General features: G+C 40.3%; 18 protein-coding genes. 10 read left to right on the top strand and 8 right to left on the bottom strand.

The features are described from left to right. Positions 1-104: 104 nt before the first annotated feature. The 4 genes from L0657_RS25315 to L0657_RS25300 form a co-directional block, all read right to left on the bottom strand. The gene (locus L0657_RS25315; protein ID WP_235153572.1) at positions 105-398 is read right to left on the bottom strand and encodes a hypothetical protein; all 294 of its coding nucleotides are present in this window, start codon (positions 396-398) and stop codon (positions 105-107) included. A 91-nt stretch (positions 399-489) separates the two neighbouring features. Further along, on the bottom strand, positions 490-1,038 hold the full coding sequence (locus L0657_RS25310; protein WP_235153571.1) for an efflux RND transporter periplasmic adaptor subunit: 549 nt from the start codon (positions 1,036-1,038) through the stop codon (positions 490-492). After that, positions 1,035-1,595 carry a biotin/lipoyl-binding protein gene (locus L0657_RS25305; RefSeq protein ID WP_235153570.1) on the bottom strand — a complete coding sequence of 187 codons (561 nt, stop codon included), beginning with the start codon at positions 1,593-1,595 and terminating at the stop codon, positions 1,035-1,037. The genes L0657_RS25310 and L0657_RS25305 overlap by 4 nt, the downstream gene beginning before the upstream one ends. Next, positions 1,592-1,948 (bottom strand): efflux RND transporter permease subunit, encoded by a 357-nt coding sequence (locus tag L0657_RS25300; protein WP_235153569.1) that lies wholly within the window; start codon positions 1,946-1,948, stop codon positions 1,592-1,594. The genes L0657_RS25305 and L0657_RS25300 overlap by 4 nt, the downstream gene beginning before the upstream one ends. Positions 1,949-2,111: 163 nt before the next feature. Between L0657_RS25300 and L0657_RS25295 the strand changes: the two genes are divergently transcribed. The 3 genes from L0657_RS25295 to L0657_RS25285 all read left to right on the top strand — a co-directional run bounded on the left by L0657_RS25295 (position 2,112) and on the right by L0657_RS25285 (position 4,055). Then, positions 2,112-2,534 (top strand): VOC family protein, encoded by a 423-nt coding sequence (locus L0657_RS25295; protein WP_235153568.1) that lies wholly within the window; start codon positions 2,112-2,114, stop codon positions 2,532-2,534. Between the two features lie 362 nt (positions 2,535-2,896). Continuing rightward, positions 2,897-3,406 (top strand): RNA polymerase sigma factor, encoded by a 510-nt coding sequence (locus L0657_RS25290; protein ID WP_235153567.1) that lies wholly within the window; start codon positions 2,897-2,899, stop codon positions 3,404-3,406. A gap of 4 nt (positions 3,407-3,410) precedes the next feature. Further along, positions 3,411-4,055: a hypothetical protein gene (locus tag L0657_RS25285; protein ID WP_235153566.1), complete on the top strand. Its 645-nt coding sequence runs from the start codon at positions 3,411-3,413 to the stop codon at positions 4,053-4,055. Between the two features lie 339 nt (positions 4,056-4,394). On the opposite strand, the gene L0657_RS25280 is transcribed toward L0657_RS25285, so the two are convergent. Beyond that, on the bottom strand, positions 4,395-6,521 hold the full coding sequence (locus L0657_RS25280) for a cation:proton antiporter (RefSeq protein WP_235153565.1): 2,127 nt from the start codon (positions 6,519-6,521) through the stop codon (positions 4,395-4,397). 6 nt (positions 6,522-6,527) lie between these two features. Further along, the gene (locus tag L0657_RS25275; protein WP_235153564.1) at positions 6,528-7,103 is read right to left on the bottom strand and encodes a hypothetical protein; all 576 of its coding nucleotides are present in this window, start codon (positions 7,101-7,103) and stop codon (positions 6,528-6,530) included. Between the two features lie 495 nt (positions 7,104-7,598). On the opposite strand from L0657_RS25275, the gene L0657_RS25270 reads away from it, so the two are divergent. Together L0657_RS25270 and L0657_RS25265 are read left to right on the top strand one after the other, a co-directional pair. Further along, positions 7,599-8,756: an alginate export family protein gene (locus L0657_RS25270; protein WP_235153563.1), complete on the top strand. Its 1,158-nt coding sequence runs from the start codon at positions 7,599-7,601 to the stop codon at positions 8,754-8,756. Between the two features lie 125 nt (positions 8,757-8,881). After that, a complete protein-coding gene (locus L0657_RS25265; RefSeq protein ID WP_235153562.1) occupies positions 8,882-9,295 on the top strand; it encodes a DUF1801 domain-containing protein in 414 nt (137 codons plus the stop codon). 64 nt (positions 9,296-9,359) lie between these two features. Here the strand turns inward: L0657_RS25265 and L0657_RS25260 are convergent, their stop codons facing one another. Then, a complete protein-coding gene (locus tag L0657_RS25260) occupies positions 9,360-9,644 on the bottom strand; it encodes a hypothetical protein (RefSeq protein ID WP_235153561.1) in 285 nt (94 codons plus the stop codon). Positions 9,645-10,080: 436 nt separating this feature from the next. Here L0657_RS25260 and L0657_RS25255 point away from each other — a divergent pair, with 436 nt between their 5' ends. The 5 genes from L0657_RS25255 (at position 10,081) to L0657_RS25235 (ending at position 19,989) form a co-directional block, all read left to right on the top strand. After that, on the top strand, positions 10,081-13,236 hold the full coding sequence (locus tag L0657_RS25255; protein WP_235153560.1) for a TonB-dependent receptor: 3,156 nt from the start codon (positions 10,081-10,083) through the stop codon (positions 13,234-13,236). A gap of 89 nt (positions 13,237-13,325) precedes the next feature. After that, on the top strand, positions 13,326-14,675 hold the full coding sequence (locus tag L0657_RS25250) for an alkaline phosphatase family protein (protein WP_235153559.1): 1,350 nt from the start codon (positions 13,326-13,328) through the stop codon (positions 14,673-14,675). Positions 14,676-14,972: 297 nt separating this feature from the next. Then, the gene (locus tag L0657_RS25245; protein ID WP_235153558.1) at positions 14,973-16,262 is read left to right on the top strand and encodes an ATP-binding protein; all 1,290 of its coding nucleotides are present in this window, start codon (positions 14,973-14,975) and stop codon (positions 16,260-16,262) included. A 140-nt stretch (positions 16,263-16,402) separates the two neighbouring features. Further along, complete coding sequence (locus L0657_RS25240; protein WP_235153557.1) at positions 16,403-19,264, top strand: PVC-type heme-binding CxxCH protein; 2,862 nt, start codon at positions 16,403-16,405, stop codon at positions 19,262-19,264. 200 nt (positions 19,265-19,464) lie between these two features. Continuing rightward, positions 19,465-19,989: a DinB family protein gene (locus L0657_RS25235; protein ID WP_235153556.1), complete on the top strand. Its 525-nt coding sequence runs from the start codon at positions 19,465-19,467 to the stop codon at positions 19,987-19,989. A gap of 62 nt (positions 19,990-20,051) precedes the next feature. Here the strand turns inward: L0657_RS25235 and L0657_RS25230 are convergent, their stop codons facing one another. Further along, complete coding sequence (locus L0657_RS25230) at positions 20,052-24,002, bottom strand: cache domain-containing protein (RefSeq protein ID WP_235153555.1); 3,951 nt, start codon at positions 24,000-24,002, stop codon at positions 20,052-20,054. Positions 24,003-24,068: the final 66 nt, after the last annotated feature.

The following is a 24,068-nucleotide window of genomic DNA, read 5'->3' as shown; positions in this document are numbered from 1 at the left end:
TGTATAATTTTTTACTATTTTTGACATGCATATTGGGATTGGTTTGGCGACTTTAATATACTGAAATTCAGTATATTAACCCAATATGCATCCTTCTATTTTCGCTAATTCATTTCACCCAACGGGTTAAAATAATCATTAATTTCTTCAATCTCTCGCTGGTGTACGTCCGTAAGTTTTGACGAGATGCTACCATTTTGAAAACCTGCAATATACATTTCATACAGGACTTTAATGAACATATGATGGACATAGTCTCCTTCTGATGCTTTCGACTGGAACTTAGGTTTAATGATTTGTCTGATAGTAAATTGGCGGGTATCAGGATGAGAAATAGATTTTTGGAAATCTTTGCAGAGCTCTAAAAATATAGAATCGGCCTGGTCTGTGGTCGCCATATAAAAATTCATTTTTTATATTCACTAATGAATGAAGCTAACATGTGAAGGTAAGGAATATGCATCCTTTAATCATGCGCCGAATGTTGATTTAATTAACAGCCAGCTTGGTTCCGCTATTGAGATTGCTTCGTGGATTAGTCACCAAAGAGTCATCTGGTTGCAAGCTTCCAAATACCTCAGTCATATTTCCGGATTGTTGACCTTGTTTGATTTCAACATACTCAGTCACACCAGATTTGATTCTAACGACATACTGCCTTTCAGTTGAGGTTAAAATTGCCGAGCTGGGAACAGCCAAAGCTCCTGCTGTCCCGTCAGAAGCAAAAGAAATTTCTGCAAACATACCTGGCTTTAAGGCGCTTGATCCCTTTTCAACATCAATTTCAACGGTTTCTGACCGAAATTTCTGATTCATATTTCCTGAACGCCGGGCTATTTTCCCTTTAAATTCTTTGCCAGGAATAGCGTTAACATTAAAAGTTACCTGTTCTCCATTTTTAATTCCGGTACTGTAAATTTCGGGAATATCCACAACAAGTCTTAACCGGTTTTGCTGCTGAAGCATCAGCATCGGTCCATTCATTTGTACACCAGAGCCTACCAGAGCACCGGGATGTACATTCCGTTCCGTGATCACGCCATCAAAAGGGGCGCGTACAACCAGATAAGACTTGATCTTGTTAACGCGCCAAAATTGGCCTGTTCACCCATCGCTGATGCACTATCGGCCATCATGCGTGCATGCGCGGTTTCCAGATTGAGCGCTGATACCGATCCGGCGATTTTACTACCGGATACCAGTCTTTTATAATGTTCCTTACTGCCTACAAGCATCGCCTGTGCTTTAAGATAATTTGAGCGAGCAACTACCAATTGTTCTTCCGTTTCCGGTGCTTCCAGTACCATCAGCACCTGTCCATTCCGTACATTCGAACCTCTGTCCACCATTACTTTCTGGACAAATCCTGTTGCTTTTGGATAGATACTAACTTCCTGAAAAGGAAGAAACTCGCCAGGTAGCTGGATTTGTTGGCCTACCTTTTGACTGGATACTGTGCCGATTTGATAAGCGGGGAAACTGCTTGATTTATCCTTAATTTTAGATTTATTGTCGGCAGAGTCAGGCGTGGAGCAGCTGCTTAATGTTAAAAAGCCCAATGCCAGGGAAAAACCGCTATAAAATATTGTCTTCATATGCTTGTGATTGATCTTGATTGAGTTGAACCGTTTGAATGCACAATTGATTGAGATGAATCCTGATTATCAGGTAAAAGAGACGGGTCTTGGAAATTCACACTGCCTTGCAACCAAACATAAACCTGAGGGACAATGTAAAGCGCCGCCAATGTTGATGCGATCAGCCCACCGATAACTGCGTGCCCTAATGGCGCTACTTGTTCACCCGCTTCACCAGTTCCAAGAGCCATAGGAATCATACCTGCAACCATTGCAAAGCTAGTCATCAATACAGGGCGCAAACTTAAGCCTGCACTATCCAATGACGCTGTCAAGGCTGCAAAACAGCATTTGATATTTAAATAGCTCATAACCAAGCAAAAAATCTGAGGATATCCAGGCAATTTATTTCAGAAGGTCACATATACCGCAGCAAATTAAATTTTATAGATTTTCTATGCGATTTATTTCCTGAAAAAAAGGTTTAAATGAAACATAGATATCGAAAGAAGTAACAAAACGAAGTAATAACACATGGAAGGAAAAGTTAATGGAATATTAGAATCTGCGTTGTACTTCCCGGATCTGGATCGTGCAAGTGAGTTCTACAAAGATTTGTTTGGATTTGAAGTTTTGATTAGTTCAGAACGACTGGTAGCATTAAGTGTTGCAGGAAAACAAGTGTTACTACTGTTTCAGGAGGAAGCTTCTCTTGATGGGGTTGAGCTCACGACAGGCGGCGTTATACCAGCACACGATGGAAAAGGGCCAGTTCACATAGCATTTTCAATTGACAGTGGTGCAATTGATTACTGGAAAGAACGACTGACTAGCCGCAACATCAATATCGAAAGCGAAATTTCGTTCAATGAGGGATATAGTCTATATTTCTATGATACCAATAAACATTTAGTGGAACTTGCGACACCCGGGATTTGGAAGGGATTGGCAATCTAGTCGGATCCTTATCCACACCAGCTAACAAAATTTTGATCGCTTGATCAACAGGTTAACTTTGAATAATAAATCACCAAGGCTTAACCCAAAGCCTTGGTGATTTATTATACTCAGATATGCTGGAAAGGAATAGAAGAAATTACACTCGAAAGCCCACGCGCAGAGGAAATTTTCTGTTAATTATAATTCCATACAAACTGAAACAAAAACGAGCATATCCATCTTTGGGAGAAAGATTCCATAATAATTCGGATACTGCGAATTTTTTAAATTTAAAAAAAAAGTAAGTTTTTGTGACATTCGATTTCCAGCTGCGAATAATTGATTAGAATAAGGATGATCAATTCTAAAAAACAATAAGAATGTTATTTTCGCGAGATACTGCCGGTTTTCTTAATGTAATTGAAGCCAATAAAGGAATCATTTACAAAGTTGCCAACGCGTACTGTTATGACGTCGAAAACCGTAAGGATCTCATTCAGGAAATTACTATTCAGCTCTGGCTCGCTTTCCCAAAGTATGATGAACATTTCATGATCTCTACCTGGATGTATCGTATCGCTTTAAATGTTTCGATTTCATTTTACAGAAAACAGACAACAATAATCAAGCTCAGCCAACCGCTTACTACCGAAATACTAAGTTTGTTAACCGACGATAGCCCATTAGAATCTGATTCCGAACTGTCACTTTTATACAGTTTCATAAGAGAATTAAATGAACTCGACAGGGCGCTTATCCTGCTTTATCTTGAAGAGCGAAGTCAGCAGGAAATAGCGGATATTTTAGGAATAACCCCGTCTAATGTCTCTACAAAAGTGGTCAGAATTAAAGAAAAATTGAGGAAGAAATTTTCAACATTAAAATCTTAAAAACATGCAAGATAGCGAGCTGATAGCCTTATGGCGGTCTTACGATCAAAAACTTCAGGAAAGTCTTACTTTGAACCGGCAGAATGCTGCCGATATCACTCTTATTAAAATCAAGTCGCTGATAGGCTCTATGGCGCCAATGAAAATAATAATTATTATTACCAGTATGCTCTGGGTTGCTTTCCTAAGCGTTGTGCTGTACCATACCTATACCTTTGCGAGCCTTTTTTTTTGGTATTCAATCTTGATTCATGCATTAACCGTTACGGTAGTAATCGGAATTTATATTCACCAGGTTATTTTAATTTATCAAACAGACATAAGCGAATCACTTTTTAAAACACAGTATAGATTGGCAAGCTTGAAAAGCTCTACACTTTTGATCTCACGACTAATGTTTTTACATGCCCCGGTCTGGACAACTTTTAGTATTCAGGAAAGAATGTTTGAAAATCCTGTATGGCTGGTTGCTCAGGGAATCGTTACCCTTATCTTCGTAGTGGCAGCGATATGGCTATTTATTAATATCAAATATGAAAACCATGAAAAAAGATGGTTCCGGTTTATTTTTAGTGGTAAGGACTGGATCCCCGTTATCGAGTCCATTAAAATGCTCCGTGAAATTGACAGTTTTCAAAAACGGAGCTAAAATTGTCTAATTTTTTAAGGACCTTAATCGGTAAACTTTTGCCTGACAGGACTAAATTTTTCGCGCGATAAGCCCTGGAATAGCGGTAAGCTTATCCAGACAAAAGCTCTTCATGCGGCGGTAGAGTCGATCAAAATAATTGATGCGCAATTGTTCATATATGGGAGGGTTTTTTGAACTGGGGAATAGGCACTTTTCAAGTTTAGGTCCATATACTTGACGCAAAATTCACTTGACAAATGTCACAACAGACATAGGTTACAAAACCAGGTAATCAAAATCTTGTGAAAACCAATGGTTTTGTAACCCTGTTTATAATTCTAATAATATTTCAGTTTATCATCGCGAAAATATTTTTCCAATCATCTGCCCGATTTCTGCAAAATCATCATGATTATTTACAGAGCGTTTTTCTTTTTCATCAGGATTTTGCAGGCTGAAAGGGTATATCAAAAGAAAGTTATTTTTCTTTACATGTTTATCCAGAAAGTCCGTGATGGAAGCCATTTGCGGGAAATAGGAAACCATACCTCTTTTTGCCATAAAAATGATCAGGCATTCGTCGTCCTTCAGATTGGTTGCCGCCAGTTCTGCTTCGTCCCATTGGGCAACGGTGTGCAGCGATGATTCGATACTTGATTTATTGATTACCCTTTTCAATATCTGGATTACGGAATCTTCGGCATAAAAACTCATGAGCGCACCTGAATTCTTGCCAATATTCCAGACACGCAGAAGTGCATTAAAAAAGCCAGGTTCACGTTCTGCCCTTGCAGGAATCAGCACGAGATACCGTTTCACTGTCGCAATGGGCTGGCCGGCATGGTAAATTAGCGTATTCACATTGTCATTTTGCAAATATCCGTTATGAAGATTATGTACAAATGAAGGCGTAAATCCTTTATCCGGCTGCAAGCCAATAACCAGATCGGTAATTTGTTGTTCTTTGATCACATTGCTCATTCCGGATGCAACATCGCTGTCATAACGCGTTAGAGGTAGAATCTTTACATCTGCGGCCGCCCCGGTATCAACAGCGATATGAAGCGTTTTCTTGGCATTCCTGACCGAAGATTCATTTTTGTCGTTGTTAATAATATTTAAAGCGATTAATCGGTCATTGTTATGATGCGCTTTGATTAATAAACTAAGATTGACAAGTTTTTCAACGGTCTGTTCATAATTTACAGCCATGAGAATATTTTCAGTTTCCCGGTTAATTCCGGACGCCGTATCTTCCTTTTCAACTGCTGCCACGCGTTGGGCACTGGACATGGACACAAAAGAAGAGATTGTACAGGAAACTAAAATGAGAAGAATACTTCCATTTAACACGTGCTCGCTCAATAGTCTGACTGCCGTACCGTCTGCTGTTTCGGAAACAATAATATTGTAGGCAACCATAACCGATGCAAGCGTGGCAGCTGCTGATGCAGAACTCAGTCCGAAAATCAGCATTCCTTCATCTTTTGTGAGTCGAAATGTTTTCTGCGTTGCCACTGCTGCTAAATATTTTCCACCGATAGAAGCAACTAGCATAACAGCAGCAACTTCCAAAGTTTCCAGACTTTTAAAAAACACCTTGAAATCGATCAGCATACCAACACTAATCAGGAAAAATGGTATGAAAATCGCGTTTCCCACAAATTCTACGCGGTTCATCATCGCGGATGAATGCGGGATAAGTTTATTTAATGCCAATCCAGCGAAAAATGCGCCAATAATTGCCTCAATACCTGCCAGTTCAGCCAGGACTGCGGCCAAATAAATAATCACCAGAACAAAAATGTATTGTGAAATTTTATCATCGACCCGTTTGAAAAACCATCTTCCAATAATTGGGAAAACAAAAAGTACCGTAGCTCCGAAAGCCAGGATTGAAAAAGTTAGCCGGGTCCAGAAGGCATTATTAACTTCTCCCTGGGTCATGCCAACCACGACTGCCAGCACTAGTAGAGAAAGTACGTCTGTAATCATCGTTCCTCCAACTGTTATATTGACCGAAAGATTTTTCCAAATTCCCAGCTTGCTTACCAGCGGGTAGGAGATAAGCGTATGAGACGAAAACAAACTCGCAAACAGAATGGAAGTCAGTGCGGAAAAGTGAAGTACATAATAACCTCCTAAAAAACCCATTATAAACGGGACAGCAAATGTATAAGCTGTAAATGTCAGGCTTTTCCATTTGTTCTTTTTGAAATCACCCATATCGATTTCCAGTCCTGCCAGGAACATGATATAGAGCAATCCAGTCGTGCCAGTCACCACGACACTGCTATCACGGGCTAACAAATTCAGACCATTCGGTCCAACTACGGCTCCTGCAATCAGCAGACCAAGAAGATGCGGTACCTTTATTTTATTTAGTAAAAGCGGCGCGCTAAGGATGATGATAAGTTCAAGTAGAAATTTTAAAACCGGATCTTCAATCGGCAAACTGCCAATATGTATATTTAGTAACTGCATAATTTATCACTGGGTTGAACGGGTGAGTTCCACAAAAAATTTCGCAGTACACGATTGGTTAATGTTGACAGTCTGTATGCCTTTCAAAACCTCTGATGTCAGAGGATTTAGATCAACGGAAAGATTTACTTTTTTGCTCGCGGAGGAGTCACTGCCAAATTGCAGATTTATTCCTGTGCTGTCAAAACGGGCATTATAGACACGAACAATTTTATTGTTTTTATCAACAACACGGGTATACAGCCCGGTAGAATCACTGATGAATTCCCATTGATTGGCGCGCTGATCGCCGATAACATACTCACTGCAATTGGACTCCCGACAGACAGACTTTCCGCTCCACACCCCGGCAATATTTGCCGGCCATTGCTGGATAATCAGCGTATCCTTTTTGGTGAGAAGGCTGTCGCGCATCTTTAAAAGTGAATAATAATCCGCCTCTTTTAATGCGAACTCCTGTTCTTTTTGGCTAATGATTTCCTCACGCTGAGCCAGTTGCTGTTCTCTCTGGTCGTTCTTCTGACAACTCCATGACAAAATGCAGCTGACTATTATCAAGGAAAAGGTTGTAGATTTTGGCATAACGTATAGGCTTGATGATGAGTAACTTCCTTTTCTTCTTTGTTTTTCAATAATTATTCTTTGCAAGTTATCAATCCATACGAAGGAAGCAAATTAATGAAGTTTAATTGTAGAAATTCGTTAAGTAAATAAACTTAATAAATGTTATGTCGTCAATAATTAATTCTATCCTGATGCCATATGCATTTCCAGGATTTTTACCTAAGATCTCTGCACGGAAAATGCGTTACACGGATTCGAGCGTAATATCTTTTAAATTAATCCACAAAGTTTATAGAGATTATCAATTACTTTGATTTTTTTTGCAACACATATAAGCTCATTGTTGCTGTGTCCTGGCCATCTCTCTTCAGTACGAACATTTGTTATCGTTTAGCGATACTCAGTCCGTTTTTCTTAACCGGCACAATACATGCGCAATCCTCAGATACTTTACGTCACGAATTGACTATCGATTTTGAAGTAAGGCCACGAGCAGAATATCGTGATAATTTTATGTGGACTCCTGCCGACACTGTTATGCCGGAGCTTTTTACAACACTGAGAAACCGTCTTGGGATCACCTACCGAACGAATTGGCTCCGGCTGCATGCCTCTCCGCAGGAAATTCACGTATGGGGAAAATCCGGTCGGTTTTCTAAGGTAGGAAGCATAAATTTTTTTGAATTATATGCAGAACCAAGTATCACCAAGTCACTGTCGGTCAGAATTGGCAGGCAGGCGTTATCACTGGACAATGGCCGGATATTTTCAGCAGCGCCATGGGCTCAACAAAGCCGTGCACATGAAGGGATACGCTTTATTTATAAAAAATCGCTTGAAACCGATTTGACTATTGCATTTACCCGGCCATATTCCCGCAATTTTGATCCTGTTTATTCTCCGGTCGCCTCGCACAGTTATAAATATCTTTTTGTCCACAATCTGAAATATAAATTCCATAATCAAATTACGCTGACCACTATCAATGCAGTAGATATATTTCGCAGGACAACCGGAGATCGACAATATTATCAGCGCATCACCAATGGCGGGCGACTTGAATATGCCCATGGGAGGATCTATGCGACCGTTAGTGCCTATTATCAGTACGGCCAGAATGCTGCTTCCGAGAAAATACAAGCTTATTACATTCAACCTGAAATTAGTTACAATACCGGCAGAACGCTTTTCAGACTAGGTGCCGAAATTCTGAGCGGAGAGAAAAATACGGTTTCAAAGGGAGTTTCGAATTCGTTCGTCCCGCTTTATGGCGTTGCCTGGAAGTTTATGGGTAATATGAATTTGTTCACGAGATTCCCGGCTGACGTCAACAAAAAGGGACTTGTTAATCCTTACTTTTTTACCATTTTTCAAGCAGGCAAAAAGCTGTCACTGAGAGGTGACGCACATTTGTTTTTCTCTGAATTTCCACTGGTAAGTAAAGGCGATGAAGTTGACGGTAAATATCTGGGATTTGAGAGTGACTTGTCTTTGAATTACCGGCCAGCGAAAGCCGTAGAAATCATCTATGGTTATTCTTTCACCTTGGCTACAAGGCGCATGGAATTGCTAAATAAGGTAATTGATGCCGGAGAAATACCGGTATGGAGTTATCTTATGGTTTCCTATGCGCCACGTTTATTCACGAAAAAGTGGTTCAAAAGGAGGTAGGAAATTCGTTAGTCCATGATAGTCGAGCGAATCGATCGATTTTAGTTTTTGTTCAAAATTCGATATCTTCATTAATTGAATTATAACTGGAGATTTTGTTTAAGCATTAAGTAAATTATCTCAGTATGGCAAAGAACAAAACCATCGAAACAGAAAATAGTGTAGCGTTATATCTCCAAAATATCACCGAAGAAAAAAGGCGTGCAGATTGTTCTGAAATAATCAGTTTAATTAAGCAGCATACTGGCCTTGAACCGAAAATGTGGGGTACCGGTATAGTAGGCTTTGGAAGTTATCATTATGTCTACGACAGCGGCCATTCAGGGGATGCACCTTTGGCAGGTATCGCGGCTCGGACCAATGCTATATCTTTATATCTTTCTTTGGATCCCGAAAAAAGAGAAATTTTATTGCAAAACTTAGGGCAATATAAAATGGCGAAAAGCTGTATTTATATCAAAAAAATCGAAGATATTAACACAGACGTATTATTGGAAATGGTAAGTAATTCAATCGAATTTTTACAAAAAAAATACTGATCAACATTCATAACATGAATTTCCTCGTTTAACAACCTGGCTTTGGATATCAAATTTTCCTGGCCTATTTACCGGGTTTAAAGGCGGGTCTTTTCTCAAAAGTCAAATTCCGGTTCGCTTCCTGTTTTGCTTCTTCACTTTCCTCGAAATAATTTACCACGTACATCAGAGGAACTGTAATTCTGTCTGCTGCATTGGAAAGTTGTATCACTGCACGATCTACGGAGGACTCATCGAACCCAATGAAGTTGCCGGTAACTGCCTCGGCTGGCGGGTTCGAGTATGATATTGTCCTGTCAATAAATTTTTCTGCACGTCTTTGCAGGCCGGTAAGCTGGGGTTCTGCCATGATCTCTGTTTTTAACAATCGGTTCTAAATCCTTAAAGGTAACATACCGACTTGAAAATGGAATAACAAAAACGAATTTAGTAGGCGAGGGGCTAATTAATCAAAGCATAACTTGGACTTAACGGGATGGTAACATTGTGAGACTACTTTTGCACTCAGTTAAGAACAGGAAGGAATACCTATAACAAGCTCTGGTAATCTTCTCAAAAGAAAAATCAATTGTGACGTATATCGTGTTGGGTTGGATTTTTGCTTTGATAAAACTGAATTTAAATTAAATATAAAATAAAATTCGCTTGGCAGTATCTCATATCCATCTTATTCAGTACAAATAACCTCCTCCCATTTATTGATTACCGGCCTTCTGAAAAAAATCAGAAGCTGCTCACTATGCTTTGAATACTTACTACTCTAACATAAATTCCAAACAAACAAAATGAAACAATTATTTACAGGGTTATTTCTCCTATGTTCGCTGCTCTGTTTCACAACGCCGAGGGTGCATGGGCAAGGAAACGAAGCAACCGTTATCGGGAAGGTAACGGAAGCTGCTGGACCAATTCCCGGCGCGACTGTTTTGGTCAGAAACGAATCCACTGGCTTCCAGGCCGGTACCGTTACCGACATCAATGGTGACTACATTATCAAGCAGTTACCTTTGGGCTCACCTTATTCTGTTACTGTTTCTTTCATTGGATTTGGGGAACAGAAGAAGACAGGTTATTCTTTGAACCAGGGTGATCAGTTGAAGCTGAACTTCGTGATGGAGAATAGCGCTACGGAACTGCAAGCTGTTGATATCAAGGCGAATTCATTGAAAAACACAGTGGTAACATTGGGTGCATCAACGCCGATCACGGCAAAAGACATTACTAAACTACCAGTAAATGGCCGGAATTTCTCGTCTCTGATTGAACTGTCGCCATTGAGCAACGGATCAAGTTTGGGTGGGCAACTTGCTTCTTCTACTAACTTTACATTAGATGGTATGACTTCACGCGGTACCATCGCGGGTGGATCTACGCAGGGTGCATATTCTGTTTCAATGGAAGCAATTCGTGAATTTAAAATTGTAACCAATGAATACGACGTTACAATGGGCCGCGCTGGTGGTGGTACAATCAGTACTGTAACAAAATCCGGTACTAACAAGCTTTCAGGTAGTGCGTTTACTTTTATGCGTACAGACTGGCTTTCAAGTCCTTATGATTTGAGAGGAAACAAAAGAGTGCAAGACTTTTCTACATACCAGTATGGAGCGTCTTTGGGTGGAGCGATCAAAAAGGACAAAGTCCATTTCTTCGTAGCGTGGGATCACCAAGCTGACTCTCGTCCTTTGTACATTGCGAACATTCAGTCTCCTGCTGACGAAGCTGCTAACCGTGTAACGCAGCAGACTTTGGACAAATTTACAGACATCGCCAGATCAAAATATGGGGTTTCCAACAACCCTCAGTTTGGTGCCTTTGGCAAGACAAAAGGAACAGACGCTATTTTTGCAAAGATCGACTGGCAGCTGAATTCGAAAAACCTTTTGTCTATCCGCAATAACATGGTGATCGAAAATGATATGCTTTCGGAAGGTGACAACAGCGGTATCAATGCTTACGAATCTTATATTGATCGTAAAAGATTTGATAACAGCATCATGGCGTCGTTGCGGACAATTTTGAATCCGAAAATGACCAATGAGGTGAAGTTACAGCATTTCTATGAGGACCAGGCTATTATACCTAGCTCAGAACTTCCAGCAGACGGGATTCCACGTGCTATTGTAGAAAACGTTTCTTCTGTTTCCGGATCAAGTAATTACAACACATCGATCCAGATCGGTGGCCAGCGTTTTTCTCCTGAATGGTTCAAAGGAACTGTTGTTCAACTAGTTGATAACTTTTACTATAATACAGGAAAAATCAACTTCACTTTTGGTCTTGATTTGATGTATAACCGTATGAAGTCGCGTTACGGAAGTGAAATGAACGGACGTTTTTATTTCACAGGTCTTGAAAATTTTGAAAACCAGACGCCTTATCGTTATGCAAGAGAAATCAATTTGCTGGATGACCCTAGTAATGTTGTTAACTCTATGAGCACAGGCGTTTATGCGCAGATGGATACAAAACTGGCGCTTGGACTTGAAATGATGGCAGGTTTACGTCTGGACAATACACAATATCTGAACAGTGCGAATTTCAGTCAGGTGGTTTTTGACGAACTTGGCTTGCGTACTGATAACGTAATCAACACGACGCAATTACAACCTCGTGTACAGTTTACATGGGACGTAAATGAGCGGAGCAAAGATGTCGTTCGTTTCGGTGCTGGTGTTTTTGGCTCAGCGCTGAATCCATACTCGATGATCAACAACATGCTGTTTGACGGAACAAGAGTTGCGTCTGTGGATATACAGGGTGCCCTGGTGCCAAAACCAAATTTCCCAGGTTATCGCGCAGATCCTTCAACCGCACCGGGTGCTGAACTTTTCAACATTCAGGGTGTCGAAAGGTTGATAACCATCAACACGAACAGCAAAGACGCCAAAATACCGGTGGTGTACAAAACCAATTTCTCATACAACCACTTCTTCAGTGATCGTATGCGTGTGGGTGTGAGCGGATATGCCTCATGGGCTCGCAACAACTATATGTATGTAGACCGTAACATGGTGGAAGATCCGTTCTTCCGTATTGCAGCAGAAGCTAACCGTGGTGTATTTGTGCCGGCCAGCAGTATTACGCCAAGAAATGGTGCAACCAACTGGTTGGAAAGCCGCAAAACCAAAAACGTAGGTCGTGTGCTTGAACTGAACAGCGAAGGAAAGAAAAACCAGTATGCAGTGGTGATCGACGGAACTTATCGTTACTTCAAAGATGGTCAGATTACTGCTTCTTACACATGGAATGATTCAAAAGATAACACATCTTACAACGGAAACGTAGCCAATACAGCAACGCTTGACCTGATGGTTGCAGATGATCCACGTGATTTGAGCAAGATGAATTATGCAAATAACCAATTCCGTAACAAAATCGTATTCTACGGAACTGCTCCAAGCATTTATGGTGTAACAATCGGTCTTCGGTATTCAGGAATCGGCGGAACACGCTATTCAATGGCAGTGAGTGGTAACATGAATGGTGACTTCGTATCGTCGAATGACCTTGCTTACATTTACGATCCGAACAGTTCTTCAACGCCTGAATATATCCGTACCGGCATTCAAGCTATCTTGAACAACCCGGAAGCAGAGCAGAGCATCAAGGATTATATCACAAGAGATATGGGCAAAATGGCAGAGCGTAATGGCGGTATCAATGATTTCTACGGGGTATTTGACTTGCGCCTTGCGAAACGCTTTAAATTGTTCGGTGGCCATGGTCTGGAAGCTTCTGTTGATGTTTTCAATGTTGCCAACCTTGTGAATCATGATTGGGGTGTTGGTAAAAACCTTGGCAAGCAAAATCTTTATTCGATCAAAAGCTTTGATACTGCGAAACAGGAATTTGTTTATAACATGAGCGCCGGAACAGGGGTGTCCAGTTTAAACGGTAATCCTTATCAGGTTCAGCTTGGTTTGAGATACGGGTTCTAATTTTTAAGTTAAAATGGGAAAGCATGGATAACATCATCGATTGTTATCCATGCTTTTTTAATTGTTTAATGGCTTACTTCACCATATTCATGAAAAAAATATTTTCAATTCTTGCGTTATCTGCCTTGTCTTTTGCCAGCGTAATGGCCCAGGACGCGCATGTAATTTTAATTAGTATCGATGGTTTAAGACCTGAGTTTTACAAAGATGCATCCTGGTCGATGGTGAATCTTCGTCAGGCCATGAAAACCGGAGCCTATGCCGATGGTGTAACAGGTGTTTTTCCAACCGTTACTTATCCTTCACACACGACGATGATCACTGGTGTGAAACCGATCAAACACGGCGTTTACTATAACGTGCCATCTGAACCGCTGGAAGTTACCGGAAAGTGGAACTGGGATTATTCTAATATAAAAGTCCCGACCATATTCAGTGCTGCCAAGGAAAAGGGTTTGAAAACAGCATCGGTTTTCTGGCCGGTTTCGGTTGGCGGACCAGCGACTTATAACATTCCCGAATACTGGTATCTGCCGGAGACAAAAGGTGGAAAAAGGAATATGACCAAAGCGCTTTCCGAGCATTCTTTCCCAAAAGGCTTTTACGAAGAAGTTCAGCAAAACGCGGTTGGTAAGCTTGAAGAAATTGATTTTGACGGAGATTATTTGAGTATCGATGATAATCTTTCCAGAATGAGCAGTTACATTATCAGACAATATAAACCTTCATTTCTGGCTGTTCACTTGGTCGCGGTTGACCATTTTGAACATGAAGAAGGAAGAGACGGAGATAAAGTTCGCGCAGCGCTTTCAAGTGTGGACAGAGGAATTAAGGCGATTCTTGAAGCAGTTGAAAAGGCGGGTATTAAAGAAAAAACAACAATTATCGTTACGGGCGACCATGGTTTTGTTGATATTCATTCGTCTATTTCGCCAAATGTTCTGCTTGCTCAGGCAGGTCTTTATGATCCAAATCACAAAGAAAACTGGAAGGCATATTTCCACGCTTCCGGAGGTTCTTCGTTTCTGCATTTGAAAGATAAAAATGACAAGGCAACTTTGGAAAAGGTAAAGACAATTTTAAATAAATTATCTGTAGCGCAGCAGTCGATGTTTACTGTAAAAGACAGAAATGCACTTGATGTCGTAGGTTCTGATCCTAATGCAAGTCTTGCGCTTGCACCCAAACAAGGATTAACTTTTGGTAACGCAGCAACAGGCGATCTGGTACGTCCGGCAAGCGGAGGGACGCATGGATTCTTTCCTGATTTTAAGGAAATTCAGACCGGTTTTGTTGTTTTTGGAAATGGTATAAAAAAGGGGGCAGTAATTCCGGAAATGGGATTGCAAGACATCGCTCCACTCATTGCCAAACTGCTGAAAATCGATTTCCCATCTGCCGACGGGACACTATATCCAGGGCTTCTGGTAAAAGAGTAGTAAGCGGCGAACGCAAAATATTTTCAATTTTTTAAAAAGATAATCGTCCGACGGTTATCTTTTTTTTATTGTCAGGGCGGACTTATTTGGAATTATCACAACGCCGTGCCACAGAAAACCAGTTTACAATGGTTAAGTTTAAGAATGGGATTAAGATGCGATTAAGGTTTCTCTAATAACTGATTACCTGATATTTAGAAGATTTCTCAACAACGTTTACGCTTGGTGCGTTATGAACTTTTCTTGTGATCTATTGCTTATATTCGTTACAAACGTTTTGAAATCACACAACTAGGGATGATGTCTACTGAGGAAAAACTTGCTTCTGATATTGAGAAAGTAAATAAAATACCAATTGTTGCGACGATCCTGGACGTAATCTGCAAAGCAACAGGTATGGGATTTGCGGCCATCGCCCGGGTGACACAAGACAGATGGATTGCATGCAGCGTGCAGGATGATATCAATTTTGGCTTGGTATCTGGTAGTGAGTTAGAAATTGAGACAACCATTTGTAATGAAATTCGCGATAGTCAGCGCGCCGTTGTGATAGATAATGTGAGCGAGAGCGACTATGTCAATCACCACACACCAAGGATTTATGGCTTTCAAAGTTATATTTCGGTGCCTATTTTTCTGAAAAATGGAGAGTTTTTTGGTACGCTTTGTGCAATAGATCCCAATCCTGCCAAACTTAGCGATGCTAAGATTATCGGTATGTTCAATCTCTTTACGGACCTGATTGCTTTTCATTTGCAGAGCATGGATTTGCTGAATCAGAGCAATTTTACGGTACAGGAATTAAGTCGGCAACTGACACATTCGGCAGACGAAAACCGTCAATATAAACATATCTCAGATCACAACCTTCAGGAGCCACTTCGCAAAATCCGTATGTTCAGCGATATGCTGGTGGTTGCTACCGAGGCGTCGGATCTTCAAAAGGCCAGGGAACTCGCAGTAAAAGTTTCTTCCAGCGCACAGCGTTTTTCCATGATGATCAAGGATCTTTCTGAGTTTTCGGATCTGGATTACAAAGAGTCTTCATTTGAAAACGTAGATCTGAACAAGATCATTACGGATGTCAGCGTACAGTTGCGCGGCGATTTGCGTGCAAAAAATGCAATTTTAAATGTCGGATTTCTCCCCTCTGTTCAGGCAATACCTCTTCAAATGGAGCAGTTGTTTTTTCATCTGATCAATAATGCTTTGAAATTTTCCAGAAGAGATCAAATTCCTGTAATTGACATTTTTGCCAGGGACATTGAAGTAGATTTAATAGAACATCCGCTATCAAATGGTAAGGCAGGGAAATATTTCGAGATTATTCTGAAAGACAACGGGATCGGAATTGAACAGTCGCAGCTTGAAAAGATTTTTGACATTTTCGCACATCTGCCGTATGATCAGGTTCCGGAAGGAAAAGGTATCGGATTATCGTATTGCCGGAAAATTATCCGTAACCACGGAGGCGTTATAAAGGCGCATTCTGATTTAGACAAAGGAACCTCATTTTCAATTACTTTACCGGTCAGAAAGAAAACGAGCAACGATTTCGTTCTAGATAATGTTGGTTTTGGTTTGTAACTTTCAAAGGATAAAATAATAAATTATTAATTTAATTCTCCCTCTGAATTTTCATAATTACGGCTTCATAAACGAGTATTTATAATCGTCGGTCAGCTTATATAAAAACGATTATTCCTACCATACTTAATGCTAGTGTTATGTCCGCATTTCGTTTTTTCATTTACTTTTCTTTCTCAATTGTACTATCGGCTGGTTTCTGCAAAGCCATACCCCAGTCCAGATCAGTATCAGATACGACAAAATTTGATCGTGATTATGCTTTGGAAGCAACGATGCTGGGATTTTTTGCACCGGACGGCGCGCGAAATCCAACCCTGAAAGCTAATAAGGGCGATCGTGTCAGAATTGCGATAACCAATGGCGAATTAATGACACACGATATTTCTCTGGAAAAACTGGGATTGAAAAGTAAAGTGATCATCGAAAAAGGCGCCACTACAAGTATTGTATTTAAAGCTTCGCAAAACGATACATACTACTGCTCCGTACCGGGGCATCGCGCGGCCGGAATGGTTGGAAATTTTGAAGTAGTAGATGGTTTAATTTCTGACAAAACAATTCCTGGCCAGCTGCCCATGAAAAACGGCAAGCCGCTTAACCTGAATTTTGAAACAGGAACGCTGCAAGACTGGACAGCTACCGGTGATGCTTTCACAAATGCACTGATCAAAGAGGATCCGTCGCCGCTGCACGAAAAAGAAATGCATATAGGTTTCGAAGGGAAATATTTTTTGAGCAGTGGCGGAACAGTTAATTCCAGGCTGACAGGAACATTGACTTCGGCTTCATTTCTAGTGACGCAGCCGTTTGCGGCTTTTCGCGTTTCCGGCGGCGCATTGCAGGATACGCGTATCGAGCTGGTACTTGCTGGAACAGATCGTGTGATTTACAATATAACAGGGCAGGGGCGGGCAACTTTGCAGCCGGCTGCTGTGGATTTGCAGGACTATTTGAATCAGGAAATTTTTATTCGTATTGTTGATAATGAAACCGGAATATCTCAGATACCCTATATTCCAAACGACAAATGGGCGCATATCAACTTTGACGAATTTTTGTTTTATCCGACCCGTCCGGATTTTCCCAATGAACTGAAACCAAAGGATATTATTATTCTTCCTCCGTTGGACCCGGTATCAAATGCTGGTCTTTCCGGACCGGATGCCGCGAAGGCGATGACTTTGCAAAAAGGATTTAAAATTACGTTGGCAGCTTCAGAGCCGGAAATTATCCGTCCCATCAGTTTTACAATTGATTCAAAAGGCCGTCTCTGGGTGGTTGAGGGACATACGTATCCCGTTCCGGCTCCGGAAGGACAAGGGAGAGATCGTATTTTGATTTTTGAAGATACGGATGGTGATGGAACGCTTGACAATAGAAAGATCTTTACCGAAGGACTTAACTTGGTAAGTGGAATTGAGGTGGGTATGGGCGGTGTTTGGCTGGGAGCTGCACCTTATCTTTTATTTATTCCAATTGACGCAAAAAATGACAAACCCGCCGGTCCTCCACAGAAACTGCTTGACGGCTGGGGAACCCAGGATACGCATGAGGTACTCAATAATTTAAGGTGGGGACCTGATGGTTGGCTGTATGGAACGCATGGTATTTTCACACATTCGAATGTTGGAAAACCTGGTGCTACGGATGCCGAACGCACGAAACTTAATGCAGGCGTCTGGCGATATCATCCGACCAGCCAGGCATTCGAAGTGTTTGCGGAAGGTTCAAGTAATCCCTGGGGAATTGATTTCAACGATTACGGGCACCCTTTTATCACCGTTTGCGTGATTCCGCACATGTATCACGTGATCCAGGGCGCCAGGTATCAGCGGCAGGCAGACCAGCATTTTAATCCATATACTTATGATGACATCAAAACCATCGCTGATCATGTGCATTGGGTAGGTGACCGTGGACCACATGCTGGAAATTTTAGGTCTGCTTCTGCGGGCGGTGGTCATGCCCATGCCGGAGCAATGATTTATTTAGGCGGCGATACCTGGCCGAAGGAATATCGGAATGAAATTTTTATGAATAATATCAATGGCGCGAAGTTAAATATCGATCATTTAACGCGGTCCGGATCAGGATATGAAGCGACGCACAAAAACGATTTTTTGTCCATGAACGACTCATGGTCGCAGTGGCTGAATTTTAAATATGACCCGAGCGGCTCGGTTTATGCGATCGATTGGTATGACAAAAATCAATGCCACAGTCCAAACCCGGACGTGCATAATAAAACGATGGGAAGGATTTTTAAGATCACGCATGAAAATGATAAATGGGTGAAAGTTGACCTTTCCAAAGCGTCAGATACGGACCTTGTAAATTACCAGTTGAATGCCAATGAATGGTATGTCAGACAGGCAAGAACGATTTTGCAGGAGCGTGGGCCAAATAAAAAAGTACATAAGGCGCTGAAAGAAATTCTCTCCGAAAATCCGGATCCGACTCGAAAACTAAGAGCGCTCTGGACACTGCATGTGACAAAGGGGCTTACTGAAAAAGACTTGACAAATTTGCTCGCCCATGAAAATGAATATTTGAGAAGCTGGGCAATTCAGCTTTTGGTTGAAAATAAAAATGCATCTTCTGAAACATTGAAACTTTTCGCCGGACTTGCAAAAACTGATAATTCAGCATTGGTGAGACTATACCTGACTTCGGCAATGCTTCGATTAGAGCCTTCCCGGCGCTGGGAGGTGATGGAGGCATTGGTTCAGAAAACAGAAGACAAGAATGACCATAATCTGCCGCTTATGGTTTGGTTTGCATTTGAACCCATGGCAGCTATCGATATGAAACGTGCTCTGCAAGTGGCTGAAACAGCGAAGTTGCCTAAAATTTTACCGTACACGATCCAACGAATAGGAGCAATCGGGACGGAAGAATCCAGAAAAGTGCTTAAAGAATTTAATGACCGCCTGGGCAAAAGGAATTCGCATGAACATCATGAAACCCAAATGCTGATCGGAAAGGTTTTAGGAAAATAGCGTAGTGAGAATCTTAATAAAGATCATTTATTTTAAATCAAATCACACTTGATCTGATACCATATTAAGCAACCAATTTGGCCTAAAATATGACATTTGGCCTAAAATTAACGTCGGCTGATCTCTCCACGTTATCTGCTTCATAGGGTCGAAACTTACGCCAGGTAACAAATTATTTCGAATTATTACAAATCCAAAAAATGAAAATAATTGGCCGTCCGAAGCTGGAAGATGCTCCACATTGGTATCCATATTTCCTGAATCTGGCGCCTGGGAACAATTTGATAGAGGCATTGGAAAATAATAAAAGCCAGATGCTGGACATTATCGCTTCCGTCCCGGCATCGCTCGAAAATTTTGCTTATGCTGAAAATAAATGGACGGTCAAACAGGTTTTTATCCACCTTGCGGATGATGAGCGTTATTATGCTTATAAAGCTTTTTGTTATTCCCGGCAGATAAATGTATTACTTGAAGTTCCTCAGGGCCAAGAATATAACAAAGATTTTAACGCGCAGAACAGAACTTTGGAAGACATCGCCGAAGAACTTTTATCAATCAGAAATGCGACGATTACGCTTTTTAAAGGTATGACCAATGAAATGCTTGACTTCAAAGGTTTCACCAGGGAAGTGCCTTACACCGCAAGAAGTTTAGGATGGATGGCGGTTGGCCATAATATTCATCATTGTAATTTGTTGAAAGATAGGTATTTATTGCAGTAGATCTGTTACAGTCTTTCGAGTATTGAACACTGGTAGATAAACATTTCATGTAAGAATTTCATTTATCCTTTTCCTTTTTGAGAAGAACCATCACCTCCCATAGAAGATAAAAAGTTGATGATTGTTGGTAATATCGTTGCCAGCGCTCCCAGGGACGTCAATAATTTAGTGCTGGTTTCATGTTGGGATGAAAACAGAAAACCGATAATGGCAATAGAAACCAGGGTAAGTGGAAGTTTAATTTTATTCCAGTTCCGATTATCGTTAATTTTTTCAATTAACTTCTCCATTTCATAGCTCCCCAGGCCAGCAAGAATATAACTCCGAAAACCACGGCTAAATATTTTCAACATACCGTTGTTTTGAACCACGATCCCTTTTTCCAAAAGAAGATAAAGTGTGTTTTTATCATAAGAATTGACCAGTCCGTCTTCTGCAAGGTCATATAACATAAACTTTTCTTCTTTGGAAAAAGATTGCCACAAGGCTCCGTAAAAATGATAGGAAGTCAACTGCAATTTATACGATATGTTTTCTTCATCATTTGGTAAATTCGCCTTAAAAATTCGCATTGCAGGCTCGGCAAGCTTATTTGCATAATCCGTATACTGCGTTTCTTTGTATATCGCAGATGTCAGGTTCGCATCGGGCACAGAAAATCTTTGGAGTTTTTGACTTATCATACGGAAGTTCGCCAACAAAACCTGCCATCTTTCGCTGGTCTTGTGATCCGTTTTTTTATCGTCAGATTCGTCTAATGCTTCAATCAAAGTGCCGGGATGGATCGTTGATAAAATCAATATTTTTTGATTTTTTTCCTTGGCTGTACGATAGATATCTTCCAGTTTTTTAAGTTTTTCCAGATTGGAAGCAGAATCTTTGAAATTGTGTTCAAAGTGGTGAATAACGATCAGTGATTGAGTATCCTTGCCTAGTTTTATTTTTTCTCTGAAATCGTCTAATGTTTTATCGAACGAGTTTGTTTTTTCGTCTGGTTTTGAAAAGTCTATTTCCTTATAATATTTTTTCAGTTGAGCATGGTCCTTGTCAACTTGTCCGGTTCGGGGGATATTTGGTTCATGAGATCTTATTATTTTCTCAATAAATTCCAATGGATCCGCGCCGGGAGTTTTGATAAGAAAAACAAAATTGTTAAGCTCTTTATTTGTCAAAATTTCATCATCAATGTATTCCCAGTTTTTGGTTTCGGGAAGTTTCAACGAATAAATTTTATTTACTAGGTTATATATCAAAAACAGGATCGCAGTCAATAAACCTCCGAAGACGAACCAGAAAATAATCCCATTAATTCTTAATAGTGAGGGAAATGAAAAGTTGAGTGCAGATGATTCCAGCAGGATTGACGAATCGCCCTCTTGCTGAATATTTGTTACGGTGCTATCTTTTTCAGCAGTCACTTGCCTCATGATGTTATTGAAAAAGTAGAAACGTCCGGATCTTTTCGTGGTATACAGGTCTTTAATATTTAACAAATGGCCACTTTGATAAACGCGGAAATCGTTAAGAAACCTTGCTGCTTGCCGGTCTTCCCTGGTTTCCAAAGTATCGCTCGGTTTCTTTGTACCAACGTTTTTGACCCATAAGGAATCCTTGTAAATGTCATAAGGTGTGAAATTGTTTTTTCTTCCAACCTCTATCGTGTTGTTATGTAAATTCTTCGCTAATTCAAGTTGTTTGGATCGAGCGATAAGATGTTGGTCATAATTGAAAGATGAAGTGAAAAATATGATTATTGGAATTCCGTTTGTTACAACTATTCCGGAGAAAATGAGTGCAGTAAAAGTCTGGTTATATTTTGTTTTTGAAGCAAGGCTTTCAATGAATTTTGTGACATCAACAAATGTTTTACCAAAATTCAGTACTATAAGAATAGGGAAAATACATAGAATTTGAAATTCCAAAAGGTTACTCAGAGAATCTCCCAGCACAAATGGTGACAACAATGAAAGCGCAACTGGGAAACTTAACGCGCACAACATAGCGCGCATCTTATATTTACTAAGTATAATATTTTCTTCTGCATAATATTTTTTTACAAACAAAAGATTCAAAAAAACGGGAAGAAGAGAAATTGCAAAAAAGGTTATGTAAAACCTGGACATGACCGTATCGTACGAAAATAAACAGAGCAAAGCAGCGATATATAAATTGAAAATCGTCGCCAGAATATATTCTTTGTGTGAAGATTTTTTAGGCCCAACCCAGCTGGTTTCAAAAAGTTGAAGTTTGTATAACGAACGATGCGAAGACGCGAAGAAAACAGCCAGCATCTGTATCGTAAAAAAGAGGAAAAGCGTAAACTGCATTGAGAACGTAAAGCTATAAACGTCTATATCCCGATACTCCTTGTACATGAGATCATCCATGATAACAAGATGATAGGGAAGCATTGAAATTGGCTGGATATAGACGTCGTACTTATGACCAAAATAATCAGTTTTGAAATTGGATGACGATTCAGTTTTAATTGCGCCCGCAAGCCTATCGCTCTCTGAAAACTCTAACAGTAAATTTTCGTTTAAATTTTTCGATCTTTTCGAATGATATAATACTTTTCCGCTTTTATCAACAAATGCAAATGAGTAACCGGGAATAATTTTGAGACTGTCGAGGCTGAGAAGATTTATTGTGATAGCAACAACTTTCATCCCTGGAACATTTGAAGGAATTGCCAGCACGGTAAAGAACTTCCCGTCAATCCAGGAATAAATCTGATCGACATAAAATTTGGATCTTAGTTGAGGATAGCTACTATAACCCAGCTTCTGCGAAATGGTTTTGAAGTAAGCTCGTTTTGCAAACTTTCCCGGAAAAAAGACTTCTATTGAGTCTGATTTCCAGGCGTTTATTTCTACTCCTTTTTCATTCATCCAAAAAATCCGGTCAAAGTCCAGAGCACTTGCCATTGTTTCAACACAATCATTCTGCGCTTTTCCAGTGTTTGAACTCCTATATTTTCCAATTCCGTAAAGTGTATCAATTATTTTGCTTTCTGTCGCCATGCAGTCAAAGCTGCTCAGTTTGTCAATTCCATCCTTTACTTCCTTTAAAAAAGCTGTTTCAAGCCCTTTCGCGACTACTCTTTTTGGGTCTTCTTTTACCTCTTCTGTAAATAAAAAATCATATTTGATGAAAATAAAAAAGAGTAATGACATCATGGCCATTAAGACGACCGTCGATGATAGTGCGTCTGTTATGGTTAGCCGGTCTTCTTTTCTCAGATTATAAATTTTAATTACGGGAAACGTTATGACGATAAATGTGAAAAGCGTGATCAGCAAAAGAATAACACTCGGGGCAAGTTTGCTTGTTTCCTGGTCGTAGTGTTCCTGCGTCAGTAGCCCTATGACGATAAATTTGGTGGAACTGTCATAAACCACCGGCTGCATGAACAGCTTGTAGGAAATGCCTCCGAATTCTTTGTCTTTGATTGTAGTGCCCGAAGTTTTTGTCAAATACTTTTGCAGTGAATCAGCAGAATAGTCGAGGCCGGAAGAGAATGTCTGATACACAACAGCCTTGTCGTTCACTACAATATAATGATCAAAAACAAAATCAGGTAAGAGTGGTTTCAAAAAATCATCAAACTTATAGCGAAGAGATATCCGAAGGTTGCCAGCAGAGTCCATTCTGGTAATCAGCAACTGATTGTCATCTGTTATGCTGAACTTGGGAATTGTATCTTTTTTATCTGTTACGAGAGAAATAGTATCCAGCGGGAGATCTTTCAGAAGTTTTATATTTTTATTTTCCTTATGATAACTGATTTTATCCAATCCCGGTTTTAAATAATTTTCGAGTAGCATGTATCCATTGTCCATTTTTGCGCGAATATTATCATTCACATTCTGCAAAGTCCGAAATTTCCACCGGTTGACATTCGTTTGGCTGGCTGGCAGGTAATTGTAATAATACATCGCTCCCAGCGAAAGCAGAATGGCCAACGTTACCATAATAGGAATTTGTTCTCTGCTGGGTAAAAATGATTTCATGATTGAAAATCCTTTTTGCATTGGTTAGATTTATCAAAAAACCTGAGTGTGTGCAGTGAACATTTT

This window comes from Dyadobacter sp. CY345 (assembly GCF_021502725.1).
Lineage (GTDB): Bacteria > Bacteroidota > Bacteroidia > Cytophagales > Spirosomataceae > Dyadobacter.
Note: the sequence above shows the minus strand (reverse complement) of the source record. Positions and strands in the feature narration are given on the sequence as shown.

Coding starts and splice junctions, on each gene's coding strand:
- L0657_RS25315 (WP_235153572.1), bottom strand. CDS start 398: ATGGCGACCACAGACCAGGCCGATTCTATATTTTTAGAGCTCTGCAAA.
- L0657_RS25305 (WP_235153570.1), bottom strand. CDS start 1,595: ATGAAGACAATATTTTATAGCGGTTTTTCCCTGGCATTGGGCTTTTTA.
- L0657_RS25300 (WP_235153569.1), bottom strand. CDS start 1,948: ATGAGCTATTTAAATATCAAATGCTGTTTTGCAGCCTTGACAGCGTCA.
- L0657_RS25295 (WP_235153568.1), top strand. CDS start 2,112: ATGGAAGGAAAAGTTAATGGAATATTAGAATCTGCGTTGTACTTCCCG.
- L0657_RS25290 (WP_235153567.1), top strand. CDS start 2,897: ATGTTATTTTCGCGAGATACTGCCGGTTTTCTTAATGTAATTGAAGCC.
- L0657_RS25285 (WP_235153566.1), top strand. CDS start 3,411: ATGCAAGATAGCGAGCTGATAGCCTTATGGCGGTCTTACGATCAAAAA.
- L0657_RS25280 (WP_235153565.1), bottom strand. CDS start 6,521: ATGCAGTTACTAAATATACATATTGGCAGTTTGCCGATTGAAGATCCG.
- L0657_RS25275 (WP_235153564.1), bottom strand. CDS start 7,103: ATGCCAAAATCTACAACCTTTTCCTTGATAATAGTCAGCTGCATTTTG.
- L0657_RS25270 (WP_235153563.1), top strand. CDS start 7,599: ATGTGGACTCCTGCCGACACTGTTATGCCGGAGCTTTTTACAACACTG.
- L0657_RS25265 (WP_235153562.1), top strand. CDS start 8,882: ATGGCAAAGAACAAAACCATCGAAACAGAAAATAGTGTAGCGTTATAT.
- L0657_RS25260 (WP_235153561.1), bottom strand. CDS start 9,644: ATGGCAGAACCCCAGCTTACCGGCCTGCAAAGACGTGCAGAAAAATTT.
- L0657_RS25255 (WP_235153560.1), top strand. CDS start 10,081: ATGAAACAATTATTTACAGGGTTATTTCTCCTATGTTCGCTGCTCTGT.
- L0657_RS25250 (WP_235153559.1), top strand. CDS start 13,326: ATGAAAAAAATATTTTCAATTCTTGCGTTATCTGCCTTGTCTTTTGCC.
- L0657_RS25245 (WP_235153558.1), top strand. CDS start 14,973: ATGATGTCTACTGAGGAAAAACTTGCTTCTGATATTGAGAAAGTAAAT.
- L0657_RS25240 (WP_235153557.1), top strand. CDS start 16,403: ATGTCCGCATTTCGTTTTTTCATTTACTTTTCTTTCTCAATTGTACTA.
- L0657_RS25235 (WP_235153556.1), top strand. CDS start 19,465: ATGAAAATAATTGGCCGTCCGAAGCTGGAAGATGCTCCACATTGGTAT.
- L0657_RS25230 (WP_235153555.1), bottom strand. CDS start 24,002: ATGAAATCATTTTTACCCAGCAGAGAACAAATTCCTATTATGGTAACG.